Below are 12,842 nucleotides of genomic sequence, written 5' to 3'. Positions count from 1 at the left end.
CTTCTGTAATCAATAGGATTACAACCATTGACCTGACATTTGCTTGAAGATGAAAGTAAGATGTGGTTAACCGGAAGAAATGTATTTCCATCAGTCCACCCAAGAGTGAGCATTCTGAATCCATAAAGGTACATATTTTTCGCATGATCATATATCTTTGCAAGCATCTCTACCTTTTTGGAACAGCTCCTTGAATAAGTGGAGTCATCAATGATAAGTGCATTAACTCTGTCTTCAGACGTAGCAGGTGCAATAGATTCCTTACAGATGTTGGCGGCAAGTAGTGTTGTGAAACGAATCCAGTTTATGCTGATGCTATTCATAAAACGATAGTATGTATCTTTGGCAAAAGATAATTCGCTATTTCCGAGAACCATGTCCATGTACATAGATTTGTTTCTAAAAACCAAAGCAAAGGCATAACTCACGATCTGGAGCGGTGTGACGCCTTTCGACTTCTTTGCATTGGATGCTTTGAGAACAGCTGATAAATGAAAACGTTCAAAAAAGTATCTGATAGAATCAGTAATCTGCTTAGAATCGTAGTCGTTCTGTGATATAATTTTAGACAAGGCGTGAGTCTCCTTTGGGATGGTTTTTGGTGGTACTTAAATTATACCAAATGCAGAGGCTTCACGCCTTTAAAAATGCCAGTTCTTATTGAATTATCAAGGTTCTAAAGCACTTTTTTATGTGCGAAGTTTAAGTTTACTAAGTAAATTCCTCTTTGTACCGTAACACATTTTTCTAAATACGAAAATCATTTCTCAACTGTAAATATTATTTTTTTTTATAAACCAACTACAAGCCACATCTTCACCCCCTCCAAGGTCAGGCGTTTGAGTTTACCATTCTTTGTTTCGATTTCCGTTGTCATATCAGGTATAAACGCTAATCCCAAAAGAACAATTCAGGCAAGTAATAAAGCCGATTTTTTTGATGAGGGTATCCTCGGAGCAAAGGATAGACTGGTAGTAAAAGTGGAAGAAATAGAGAATGTCTTGAAAAAAGACGGCATTAGTTACTATGTTCCGCAAGTCGCCCAGAAAAACGACGGACGTTTCAGAGCTGAGTTTTCATTTAAAGATGCTGCAGCAGCTGCAGGCATTGGATGGTTTGGAAAAAATGATGTCATCATAACAGAAAAATACGGACCAAGAGTAAGATTATCTGCAATTCTTATAGATCATGATTTTGACTATGGAAAAGCATATGAAAAATGTATGTGTCCGAACGATTGCAATAAGTGTGTCGGGGCATGCGCATTATGTCTGGCCGTCTGTCCTTACGGGGATTGCACTGAAACGTAACAGCTATCTTATATATGGTGCAGTTCCAGTTCTGCTTTGGTATCCTTCAACGCTTTTATAGTACTCTCATTCCTCGATGGGAATTCGAACATCTTATAAAGGTAACCCTGCTCCTCTGCTAACTCCCAGCTCTTCGGATATACCAGTTCAAAAGCAAGAGCTATATGTCCAATAAGATGCTCTGCAGGTGAATCCATTACATCACGTTTTACTGCCTGATGCTCTCTTACCTGATCCATGACTTTTTCAGAAACACCTGATGATAACATCTCCTCTTTAGAAACATTGTATATCTCTTCCATGGGTGTCTCTACATTTACTCTTAAGATATCAACCTTATCCGCATCCCGGAGGATGTTGCAGAAAGTAAGAGTCTTCCCGGTAACTGACTCATTTATCCTATATTTATTATGCTCTCTGATGACTGTTTCCATCATTTCATCGAAAGACCTGTCATCACAAAAATTCTTGATGAGATGGTCTGTTCCAAATAGAAGATCTGCTCCAAACTCTGCATGGTCTACTGATTCTGAATCTATGAAAGTGTTATACCTTTTTACTTGTTCAAATCTTCCTATATCATGAAGCATTCCTGAAAGCCAGGCAAACTCTACATCTTCATCAGATAACCCTAATGATCTGGCAATCTCTTCACAGTTTTCTGCAACACGATATGTATGAACTATCTTTAAAGCAATCTTAGGATCCTCGGGATCATAATTCCTTGTATAGGAAGCAAACTGCTCCCTGACTTTTCTTCTGTCTATCAGCATAAATCTTTTTCTTTCTTCGTCATTATCATTTGTCAATGCATAAAAATATTATACCAGCCAGGAATGCAACTTTGAATTCTACTGATGATATTGGGATAAGGTTTTCGCTTTTCAAGTTACTGTTCACACCTTACGGTGCTCACAGCAACTGGATTTGCCCATTCCAGTTGCCTTCGGCAAAGGGGCAAATCCTATATTCAAGACATAGAACATTCTCACGCTCAGCGCAGCAAGTGCGCAGAGCTGACTGAACAGTAACCTTTTCAATCTTCTATAACATTACCATTTCTGGAAATCGTAACTACCCGCCATGGAATGAACTTACCACTGCTTTTTAGTGCATTTTCAGCAGCTCTCTGAAGACCACCACAGCATGGCACTTCCATCCTTACAATTGTAACATCCCTTATATCATTATTACTGATAATTTCTGTAAGTTTCTCAGTATAGTCACCCTCATCAAGCTTGGGACATCCAATCATTGTAACTCTTCCCTTCATGAAATCCTCATGCATATTCGCATAAGCATAGGCCGTGCAGTCAGCTGCTATCAGAAGCTTCGCTCCGTTATAAAACTCACCTTTTGTTGGCAAAAGCTTTATCTGACATGGCCACTGCATAAGCCTTGATGGATGATTAGTCATTGTAGCTGCCGGGGTTCCTGACATATCTGCAGCTGGTTTCTGCACAAACATTTTAAACTGTGATCCGGGACAACCATGACCAGGCTGATGTTGCATTCCATTATCACAGCTGTCATGATGATTGGCTTTTTCCTGATTTGATTCTTTTGCAGCCTTAACAGCAGCTTCATCATATTCAGGTGCTTCCCTTTCCTCAAATGTTATCGCTCCTGTAGGGCATCCGGGGAGACAGTCACCAAAGCCGTCGCAGAAGTTCTCTCTGACAAGCTTTGCCTTTCCGTTTACCATCTCTATGGCGCCTTCATGACATGCATTTGCACACAATCCACATCCGTTGCACTTATCCTCATCTATCCTGATTATCTTACGTACCATATTAAACTGACCTCCTACTTGTTTTATGATGTCAGTTTAATATGGATTTTTACATAAGTATGTTGTTATAACCACATTTTGATAATCTACATAATAGACTTTATATTCGCCTTAAGATCTATTCTTTCTTCAGTGGTACCCAGATATATAATTCCCCAAGCGTCGAACATGTATCAATACATACTCCAACATATATTTTCCCTGATTTTGAACGAACAGCTGCTGATACCTCTCCTGCTTCATAACAGTTAGCTGTTTCACCGGCTCTTTCTATATGTCTCAATTTCTTCCGCTATTGTGTTATAATCCCTCTCAAACAATTCCTCATACGCCTGCTTCCACAGTATATCCTCAGGAACCTTTTCGAGAAGCTTCTCCTGCACAAAAAGCTTGCTCTTTTCCTTGTACTTGGGAAGATTATTTTTTTCCAGAAGATGATTAAGTTCAGTACGCCAAAGTATGGTGATCTTTCTTTTTTCTTTTACTCTCGGATTGGCATCGGCATGTCGCATTATATAAAAATCCGGTGCATCGTTTTCATCAGCTTCAACAGTAATTATGCCCCACCATTCAGGAACATGCTCTTTCACATGAGCAGCATGTGATGAACCTACCACAATGATGTTGCGGTCATAATACCAGTTGTAGTTCTTTACCTGTTTTTCAAGCCTGACATAAGTATCTGCATCGCTTTTGATTTCTATGCCATACAGAAAATCCGGTGTAATCATGACAACATCAGCCCTGGCGCTGCCAGTCCTTTTCTCCTCAAGGATTCTCACTTTCCCAAATGTATCCTCAAGAAAATCAAACAGTGGCTCTCGAATATCCTTGTCATAAAAAATATCCTTACTCATCTATAATCTTTAAATTCCTTTTCTTCCATCTATACCAATAATTATATGAAAAATAGTCTTCTCGTTTTTCCCTTAATAGATTTTTTGTGAGTATTCGCTGTATGTTTGATAGCACCCATAGGTTGCACCTAAACACCATATGTGATAACTCCCAATACCGCAGAAATCATTATGAGCAATATCGGAGACAACTTTTTGCCAAATACTTTCCTTGGAGCAAAGTAAGCAATAGCCAAAACACAGCCCATAAACGCAGGACGATAATCTTTTGTATTATGGAGCAATGGAAAGACTGTGTTTTTTATCATCATCATAAACCCGGTAGCGAGAATTATTCCAATAATGCATGGTTGCAATCCACGGAGAATAGCCTGCACATACTTGTTTCCCTGTAAGTTTTTCAACATGACCATTATAAGAAGTATGATAATAAATGCTGGCAGTATCACGGCAAACGTGGCTATTATCCCTCCGAGTAGTCCTGCCTTACTGCTTCCGACATATGTGGCAAGATTAACCATTATTGGTCCAGGAGTACTCTCACCTATAGCTATCATATCAGTCAGTGTATCTTCACCGATCCAACCATAAGAAGTAACCACATCACGGATAAGTGGTATCGCAGCATATGCTCCACCAAAAGAAAATAATCCAACAGTCAGAAATCCAACAAAAAGCTCAAGGTATATCATTTAAGATCACCCCCGTTTCCGGATCGTGCTTCTTGAACCCCAAAAACCAGGAGGCTTATTATTGCAGCAATAAGCATAAGCAGGATTGAAGAAAAATTCCACGCGAAAATGTTGATCAGCATCATGGCAGTAAAAGAACAGCACACGACAGCCATCTGAAACACTTTCTTTTTCATCTTCTTTATCATATTAAGGCCTGCATCAAGAATCAACAGTCCCACTGCAACCCGAATTCCCTTAAAGGCATTTACTACCCATGTAATCTCCAGAAAATTGTTAAGAAATATAGAAATCAGATAGATTATGATAAAAGACGGAAACACAACGCCCAAAGTAGCTGCAATTGCTCCCCTAATACCTTTTTTCTTATAACCCACATAAGTCGCACAGTTAATAGCAATCGGTCCCGGTGTTGATTCTGCAATCACTGCTACATTCATCATCTCATCATGTGTTATCCATTTTTTCTTCGCTACGCATATATTTATAATAATAGAGATCATGGCATATCCACCTCCAAAGGTGAAAAGCCCGATCTTTGCAAAAGTCAGAAATAACTCTATCATTGTATCCTACCGTCTAACTATTAGTTTTATCAGTGAACAATACTATTAGTACATCGTTAGCAAAATAACTGGTCTAATTCGATCCGGTTATTTAAGAAACAATGTACTGTACTAATCATCACTTAGCAACCTCTTTAAAAGCTGCTTTTTATATCCAACATAATAAAAATTCCTGGCGGAGCGCCTTTCTCTGCTTTAAATATGCAGATGAAACAACCTTCACCTACACTCTCCAACAAAAATATATTTTACTATAACAGAAAAAGAGCCATTTAACAGTAATTTGCTCTGTCAAATGGCAATTTTTCTAACATATTAAACTCATTTTGATAGCCCGTTCTTGTAACAATGCTGCTCAGCCATCTATGTGAATATTTACAAAGCAGTTTGTGCATTCTACATCATCCTGCATAACATCTACTGTTGTATTTTCATGACAATGAGGGCAGTTTATCTCCATCATCTGAGTCTTTGCTGCTTCTACTTTCAGCATTCCATTTAATGAAGCTACTGCAATGACTGCTACAAGTGTAAATACCATTGTTAGTCTTTTTACAAATACCATACCCTTCATCATTACATACCTCTCTCAAAATCTGTTTTCTTTATTACCGTGCTTCAGTTGTAATATTAGCAACTCTTCTATCCCAGTTTTATCACTCATTGTCCACCACTATCCATTTATGTGGTTTGTTACTGATCCTTGTAAAAACATGATATTTATTTTTTACGTTATTGTGTATATCCAAGAACGCAAAATAACTATTTTTAATCCTCTATAATAGATAACGAAAAAAGTTTCTGATAGTGTATATACCACGCAAGAAAAAACAGACCGCATGATACACTCATAACGGCCTGCTTTGCACTGATTTGTTTATTCCAAACATATCTGATATTCAATTACTTTTTCATATTTACTTATGGCTTACAGTTTTGACAAGGCCTAAACCCATTTTCTATAACCTCATATCTAGTGACATCCTCAAAATAAACCTTATTCTTTTCCTTCATATCCTTCACACTGTTACAATCCGGATAATGGAACACATGTGAATTCCTGTTCCCAATATAGGAATATGTTTTATCAGAAGCAACCTTTTCATCAGCCTGCCCTTTATTGTTGTTCTGATCTGCTGCCTTACTATGATCAGCATTCTCACTTTGAGTTGTCTTGTAATCCTTATCCAGCTTATTAGATCCATCAGAATAATCTATAATCACACCAGGCTGCACGTTATAGCAGAACACATTGAAACTGACACCCTTACCGCCATCTTCAACAGATAATGCCTCGATCTTCACACCATCGCACAGAAGATTATTCTCTTCAAACACCGGCGTAACCCTGTACATTACATGATTCCCGGTACTATGCACATATTCCGCTACTTCATTTTCATAAGGAAGCATGCCCTCCACATTCATGTATCTGGTTCCCGTTATAAGATTCTGCTCATTCGCATTCTCTCCAGTCAGTTGGAACCCGATCATATGGCATCTATTATAGAGATACGGAGGATCTGAATCTACAAGTCCAGGATATTTCTTCTGCTCCCAACCGGTTGGCTTAACCATGGTGATAGACTCTCTGTCCTTTGTAGGCATAAGTTCCCTGCCGATTGATGCCATGGCGGTAGTACATCTGCCAAGATCATCAAGTTCACCATATCTCTCAAATGATACCGCTGTTATCTCATCAGTTTTAAACTCCGGTTCATTTTCGTTTAGTATAACCGATGGACTGTCATTATAAGCAGGAATATCAGCATCAGTAGTTGCCTTCTTTACATAAGCTCTGCTTCCAATAATATTCGCAGCAACTATGAAAACTGTAAGAAAAAACATCAAAATGAAGTTGGTCTTACGGATTTTTTTCATAACCATCTGTCCTCTTTCATTGAGAACGATCTAAGCTCATCTATCATACTTTACTGTACACTTTCATCAATCTTTTTTAATGTATCCTCGAGAATAACTTTCCTTAGCTCAGTGAGCCATTCTGAGAAATTCACAGTATCAAACGCATATGTTTTGTTTAGTTCATACTCATTTTCTGACCACGTATCAATCGGAGATTCGTTATGTTGGATCAGTGCTTCAAGCTTGTCCAAGGCTTTATAGAGCTTGGCTTCTTTTGTTTCCTGAGCATCCATTTCCTTATATAACTCAGAAAAGTCATTTGATATTTCCTCTGGAAGAGATTGGACCCATCTATTCAAAAGGGAATCTTCGACTTCTCTGTCATCATCGGTTTTCATAAATGTAGGAATGTCACCGGTAAAGCACTCCCCAAGATCATGGATGATACACATGTCTATGACTTTATCTATATCGATGTCCTTAAATTCATGCCTCAATAAAAGAGCCATAAGAGAAATTCGCCAGCTATGTTCTGCCACACTCTCAGTTCTGCGATTTGTCGTCGTGCAGTGGCGTGGTGTATCCTTTAATCTCTCAGCCACATGTAAAATATCAAGATACTCTCTAGCATTCATACTTTTCCTCCTCAGACTACTGCTATTATACTCTCGGGATTCAATTAACTTTGCTACCAACTCTTATTTTCCTAAAGCCGCTGGAATTTTATCCACATTCGAAGAAAAAATAGAAGTGATTATCCACAAAGTTATGTTCTATCGGTGTGGATTTTGTGTGTCCTGCAAATGGGATCATAAATCCACATCTTTCGGCACAAATTTTCCCCAAGTATCTGACTGGTCTCTGGCAGATATATCAAACAGCATTGTAAAACACTCAATTATTTGAAATTTTATTTCACAAATTGGCCATTAAAAAGATATAAAAAAACATTCAGAAAACCCCTAAAGATTTTTCACCCACCCATCGATATATTTCTCGGACGCGCAAAAAGAACATTCAAATGGCCAAAACGAATGGAACAAATAAGATGATTTTTTTGGAGGTTTTCTCTTATGTACACATACGAACTGTTTCTTTCAAATGATGTAAATGGCAAGAAGATTCACTTTATCCAGACTAACCACAAGGTAGGCAAGCTTGATAAATGGCTTAAGAAGCTCGTTAAAGATAACACCATCACAGAAGACATAGCTAACGCAGTAGCCTACGTTTGGTGAAATATATAGAAATGACTATTTCCAGAAGATTCCGGAAGGAATCTTCTTTTAATGTACGCAATCATTGCTTCCACTATATCCGACTCCTTAACTGTCAGCCCATCATCTACGCTATGCTATAATTTTGACAATTTTTGAAAAATCAGGAAGTGCTATTAGTTTTGCAATCCCTTTAAACTGTTTGATCCGGATAGTCCCAGAATCCACCCTTATGAAAATTCTCATTTCCTAATGGTCTGGCAGTTAGTTTGAACATTACGCAGCCATCGGGGCATACTATGGTTTTCGTATATTTGCTGTCACCACCAAGATTCTCCAAATCTCCGCCGCTTCTTATCGCTTCCATAAGAGGGTATAACATCATCATGGTCTTCGAACAGATTCCATATCCATACTTGTTAACAGGGCATCCATAGGTGCATGTGTATTTATCTCCGATTTCCTCGCCATTACGACAGTATCTCTCCGTATGATCTCCATGCAGAAAACCTGTTACCTCTACCGTAAATTCATATTCTTCGTCATACCATTTTTTCATGTTCATCCCTCACAAGAATCATATTATTCTCTACAACACACAAATCCAGGTAATCATCCACACTTATTTCGATAACATCATCTGGTACTATTTCTTCATAGCATACCCACTGTGATCCCATCGCTGGTTTAAACTTTCTCTTATCAAGAAAGTATAAATATCCTTTTCCTCCATAATTTGGATGGCAGTGCTTGAAAATCATTTTATCCCCATATTATGGCATCATGATACGTTCTGCATCCTCTCCGTCTGAAATACATCCGAGCGCAAAACAAATAGCCATATTCTTATTTGAAGTAGCATATACAGCTAACTGGCATCCTTCCTCAAATCCCACATCATGTGCCTGATTAGGTATCAGCTTATCAAGTTTATTTGGGGATCCATGATATAAATACTCTTTCATTTAGGCTTATCCTCGTATTATTCCTTATCAACTAAAAATCCCCTTCTCCAACCTACAAAAACATAGTTCTATATATCAGAAAAAAATCCATTTAACAGTAATTTATCGCTCCATTCTTATCAGATACTCAGTTGTTCCTTCCTCAAGCTTTCTATCTCCGCTATCATGAAATCCATGCTTTTCATAGAACTTAATCGCTTCTAAGTTCTTTTCCAACGCCCAAAGAGTATTTACACTGAACTTCTCTTTTGCAAATTCTATGAGATCTGCTCCAATGCTTTGATTCCAAAAGAAATAATCTACGTACAATTCAGCAACCTCAGTTTCTTCAATATGAATCATCCCTTTAACTATTCCATCATCATAAACCCAAGTATTATCTAATCTTTTAGGATTGCCATACTCTTTTGCTACCTTGATAACTTGTAAGTCTTTAAAAGAATAATCATCATTTTTGAAAATAGGTCGATATTTTATTCTTTTTACAAACACCAGAATTTCTGCAATCCTAGACAGATCTTTCTTTTCTGCTTTGCGAATCATATTTAACCCTGCCTCACTTCACTTATACTTGGAATATTTACTACTTCACTATTCATAAGATAGACAGCAACTTCGCTTTTTTGTCCCAAATCTCCACATCAGTTCCGATTACTTTTGACGTAAACGGCGTTCCATCGTTCTTTTCAAAATGCTCCTGAGCCATTTTCACATATTTAAATCCAATGTACAAAAGCGGTATATTACAGTAAGCAATCAGAATGTTGGCAAAATCAGACAAATCCCACAGTGCGCCAAGATCCAGACCCACAATGGATGTAAGCATTCCAAAGCATATAACTGCTATGTCAATTAGCCTTATTAAATTGATAAATGCTGCCTTTTTACTGATTCTGTTTGCACAGATCTCTGAAAATGACATAAATCCGAGAAGGCAGGTAAATGCGAAAAGCCCAAAACAAAGGGATACAAGAAGTGTCACTATGCTGTTAAAGGAAGTCCCCGGTGTCAGCTCTGCTACAGATGCCAGATACTTGGGGAGTTTTCCAAGTTCAAACCATGCATCTGCCGCATCAGTAAGCCATACCCTGCCCATGATTACAACGAAACCGGTGAGCGTACAGATTACGATAGTATCAAGGAATACGCCAATTGCCTGCACACATCCCTGATCACATGGGTGTGCAGCATCTGAAGCAGCTGCCGGCATTGTAATGGTACCCTGTCCTGCTTCATTGGACATAAGACCTCTTTTTACTCCCTGCATAAGCGCCACTCCAAATGCTCCGCCAAAAACTGCTTCCGGTTTGAACGCTTCTGTAATCACTGCATAGAAAAACCACGGAATACGTCTAAAGTTAATAACTATCAGAATCAGTACAGTAGCCACATATACAACTGCCATGATGGGAACAAGCACATCAGTAACTTTTGAAATTTTCTTTGTTCCACCAAAAGATACGGATACTGTAGCAATAATGATTATTGCAAATCCTATCCAATATACCATGTGTGTTGTAGGAAGCTCTGTTCCGCTGATGATACTGCATATCTGTCCCATAGCCGATACAGTGTTAAAACCCTGTGCCGGGAAACAGAGAATAGCATAAATGATATACATAAGTGAAAGCACAACTCCGACTACAGCGGAGTTTTTCAGTAATCTTCGTCCATAGAAAGACATACCACCGATATACTCTCCGTTTTTCTCTTCCTTGAAAATCTGTGAGAGTGTAGACTCCACAAAGGCTGTGGCCATTCCAAAGAACGCAGAAATCCACATCCAAAGAAGAGCTCCCGGACCGCCCACAGAAACAGCTCCGGTGACACCAAGGATATTTCCCGGCCCCACTCTCATTGCAGTCGATAAGAAAAAGGATGCTAATGGTGATATACCTGTCTTCGCTTTACTGTTTTTCAGAACATCTATGCCATGCTTAAACTTTCGTACCTGAATGAACCTTAGTCTGATAGAAAAATAGATTCCTGAGCCAATAAGAAGAATGATTGCAAGCGAGAAATTCCCTAATATCGGAATACTTGAATACCACCCAAAATTCGTAGGAAAATCCCAGAAAAGGTCAGATACGACCTGTATTTTCGCGCATACTGTAGTAATAAAATAAAGTAACTTTTCCAAACCCACTCCTCCTTAGAAACATAAACAATACTTTACCATCCATCTCCAGATATCCTTCAGATCTTTTCTTTTTAGATACATTTATTGTACCACCACCTGCACCTCTCTTGCTTCCTTTGGTGCTGAAGAAAACATTCTTATATCCTGAATAATTCTAATTCCTCTTTTACTTTCCGTCCGTTTTATATTCTCTATAGATTATATCCCAGACACAGTCTGCATTATAGTCCTCTTAAATGACAGGCGTAAGAAATAACTCCTAAAATTTCATGGGGTAATATACATCCATCGGGAGATGAAAAATCTATTGACATTATATTATAAGTTTCCGACAATATCTCTGATGGCCAAGAAGTAGAAAACAATTGTTATTATATTTTCCAAATAGGAGGAATATAAATACCAATATTGCAACAGCAACTATGTATCTTACTTTATCACCGCCATATACTTTTTCATGAATAAACAAAATAATTTGTACATAAGAGGGAGAAAAGGGGAATGGAAAATTTATTGTATCTGAATGCGGTATTGCCGTATATCTATTTATTTTCACTATGGAATTTTCGAACTGAAGGAAGCATGCAAATATACTCTATTTGCGGTACAGGTATATTAATACAGATAATAGCTACTACTATTATTTCGATACTATCCCGTAATAAAAGCAAACTGGCAAATGTTAATTTTATTGTCAAGCTGTTACAAATACCTTATTACATTTTATATTTTGTGCTGGCCACTGGTATTTTTTCTGTTTTAATGGCTTTGGCAGGCGTGGGGATCTTTTTTTTACCTATACTCATTGCGGTTGATGCTTTAATATTTTCAACTACAGTAATTCCTGCAGAAATATGTGCAATAAAGCTGAAAATGAATAACAGGATAACTGCAGGAAGAATGCTATTCTATCTAATTTTTAATACCTGGTATATTGTAGATCTCATAACTGCTTTTAAAATGAGAAATGACTATAGGAACCTTGGCGCATTCGTCGCATCAAATCCGAATTTAATCGCACATGTTCGCATGTAGCACTGTTTGCTAATCCTACAATTGCAGACGAATAAAAATATAAGGCGGAGTTTGCCGCCAACAATGACATAGTTTTAATTTATCAGAAGGGGCTGTCGCATTAGATGATTAAATCATCTGGGCGATGGCCCTTTTTCAGGCCTAAAAATCGGTACTTATATCTGCTTTCTGCTCATATCTCATATTTTTAGAGTGACTTAATAGTCCGAAGATATCTTCGGATCAGATACAGGAGTTTGATTTTTAAGGATCAAAAATTATGCCGTTTTCTTTAGCTCAAAAAGATGAGTTCCTGTTCGGCCGGCCATGATCTTGTGATGCAGTTTATTGATATCGAATCCGATTGCAAGCAACACGCTTTGTGCAAGAACATTCTTCGTCCCCTTATACAAATATCTTCTGAAG

17 protein-coding genes are annotated in these 12,842 nt (G+C 38.0%); 3 read left to right on the top strand and 14 right to left on the bottom strand.

Going from position 1 to position 12,842, the window contains the following annotated elements; translation table 11 throughout:
* Positions 1–572 (bottom strand): transposase (locus tag T501_RS18770; protein ID WP_044916980.1); only part of this gene is annotated, 572 nt, incomplete at its 3' end.
* Positions 573–839: 267 nt separating this feature from the next.
* Between T501_RS18770 and T501_RS20535 the strand changes: the two genes are divergently transcribed.
* A complete protein-coding gene (locus T501_RS20535) occupies positions 840–1,310 on the top strand; it encodes a hypothetical protein (RefSeq protein WP_050008413.1) in 471 nt (156 codons plus the stop codon).
* Positions 1,311–1,318: 8 nt separating this feature from the next.
* Here the strand turns inward: T501_RS20535 and T501_RS18760 are convergent, their stop codons facing one another.
* The 8 genes from T501_RS18760 to T501_RS18725 all read right to left on the bottom strand — a co-directional run bounded on the left by T501_RS18760 (position 1,319) and on the right by T501_RS18725 (position 7,715).
* Entirely contained in the window at positions 1,319–2,119 is an 801-nt protein-coding gene (locus T501_RS18760; RefSeq protein WP_442856396.1) for an HD domain-containing protein, read from the bottom strand.
* A 227-nt stretch (positions 2,120–2,346) separates the two neighbouring features.
* Complete coding sequence (locus T501_RS18755; RefSeq protein WP_044916978.1) at positions 2,347–3,102, bottom strand: ATP-binding protein; 756 nt, start codon at positions 3,100–3,102, stop codon at positions 2,347–2,349.
* Positions 3,103–3,359: 257 nt separating this feature from the next.
* Positions 3,360–3,947 carry a sce7726 family protein gene (locus tag T501_RS18750; RefSeq protein ID WP_044916982.1) on the bottom strand — a complete coding sequence of 196 codons (588 nt, stop codon included), beginning with the start codon at positions 3,945–3,947 and terminating at the stop codon, positions 3,360–3,362.
* 140 nt (positions 3,948–4,087) lie between these two features.
* Entirely contained in the window at positions 4,088–4,651 is a 564-nt protein-coding gene (locus tag T501_RS18745; protein WP_026511116.1) for a chromate transporter, read from the bottom strand.
* Positions 4,648–5,217, bottom strand: a complete 570-nt coding sequence (locus T501_RS18740; RefSeq protein WP_044916976.1) for a chromate transporter — start codon at positions 5,215–5,217, stop codon at positions 4,648–4,650. Before T501_RS18740 ends, T501_RS18745 begins: the two co-directional genes overlap by 4 nt.
* Before the next feature lie 355 nt (positions 5,218–5,572).
* Positions 5,573–5,794, bottom strand: coding sequence for a hypothetical protein (locus T501_RS18735; RefSeq protein WP_026511114.1), 222 nt, complete (start codon positions 5,792–5,794; stop codon positions 5,573–5,575).
* 344 nt (positions 5,795–6,138) lie between these two features.
* A complete protein-coding gene (locus tag T501_RS18730) occupies positions 6,139–7,104 on the bottom strand; it encodes a DNA/RNA non-specific endonuclease (RefSeq protein WP_044916972.1) in 966 nt (321 codons plus the stop codon).
* A gap of 44 nt (positions 7,105–7,148) precedes the next feature.
* Entirely contained in the window at positions 7,149–7,715 is a 567-nt protein-coding gene (locus T501_RS18725) for an HD domain-containing protein (RefSeq protein ID WP_044916971.1), read from the bottom strand.
* 438 nt (positions 7,716–8,153) lie between these two features.
* On the opposite strand from T501_RS18725, the gene T501_RS21650 reads away from it, so the two are divergent.
* Positions 8,154–8,318: a hypothetical protein gene (locus tag T501_RS21650; RefSeq protein ID WP_155994933.1), complete on the top strand. Its 165-nt coding sequence runs from the start codon at positions 8,154–8,156 to the stop codon at positions 8,316–8,318.
* 172 nt (positions 8,319–8,490) lie between these two features.
* Here T501_RS21650 and T501_RS18720 read toward each other — a convergent pair whose 3' ends face one another.
* The 5 genes from T501_RS18720 to T501_RS18700 all read right to left on the bottom strand — a co-directional run bounded on the left by T501_RS18720 (position 8,491) and on the right by T501_RS18700 (position 11,402).
* On the bottom strand, positions 8,491–8,856 hold the full coding sequence (locus T501_RS18720) for a TIGR04076 family protein (RefSeq protein ID WP_044916969.1): 366 nt from the start codon (positions 8,854–8,856) through the stop codon (positions 8,491–8,493).
* A complete protein-coding gene (locus T501_RS18715; protein WP_044916968.1) occupies positions 8,840–9,058 on the bottom strand; it encodes a hypothetical protein in 219 nt (72 codons plus the stop codon). Before T501_RS18715 ends, T501_RS18720 begins: the two co-directional genes overlap by 17 nt.
* Before the next feature lie 12 nt (positions 9,059–9,070).
* Positions 9,071–9,262: a hypothetical protein gene (locus tag T501_RS18710; protein ID WP_044916967.1), complete on the bottom strand. Its 192-nt coding sequence runs from the start codon at positions 9,260–9,262 to the stop codon at positions 9,071–9,073.
* Positions 9,263–9,364: 102 nt separating this feature from the next.
* Positions 9,365–9,805, bottom strand: a complete 441-nt coding sequence (locus T501_RS18705) for a GNAT family N-acetyltransferase (RefSeq protein ID WP_044916966.1) — start codon at positions 9,803–9,805, stop codon at positions 9,365–9,367.
* Between the two features lie 52 nt (positions 9,806–9,857).
* Positions 9,858–11,402, bottom strand: a complete 1,545-nt coding sequence (locus T501_RS18700; RefSeq protein ID WP_026511108.1) for an alanine/glycine:cation symporter family protein — start codon at positions 11,400–11,402, stop codon at positions 9,858–9,860.
* Positions 11,403–11,903: 501 nt separating this feature from the next.
* Here T501_RS18700 and T501_RS18695 point away from each other — a divergent pair.
* Positions 11,904–12,437 (top strand): DUF6652 family protein, encoded by a 534-nt coding sequence (locus T501_RS18695; RefSeq protein ID WP_044916965.1) that lies wholly within the window; start codon positions 11,904–11,906, stop codon positions 12,435–12,437.
* Positions 12,438–12,842: the final 405 nt, after the last annotated feature.

The sequence above is a fragment of the Butyrivibrio sp. WCE2006 genome (genome assembly GCF_000701985.1).
Lineage (GTDB): Bacteria > Bacillota > Clostridia > Lachnospirales > Lachnospiraceae > Butyrivibrio.
This window is presented reverse-complemented; position numbering and strand designations above follow the sequence as displayed.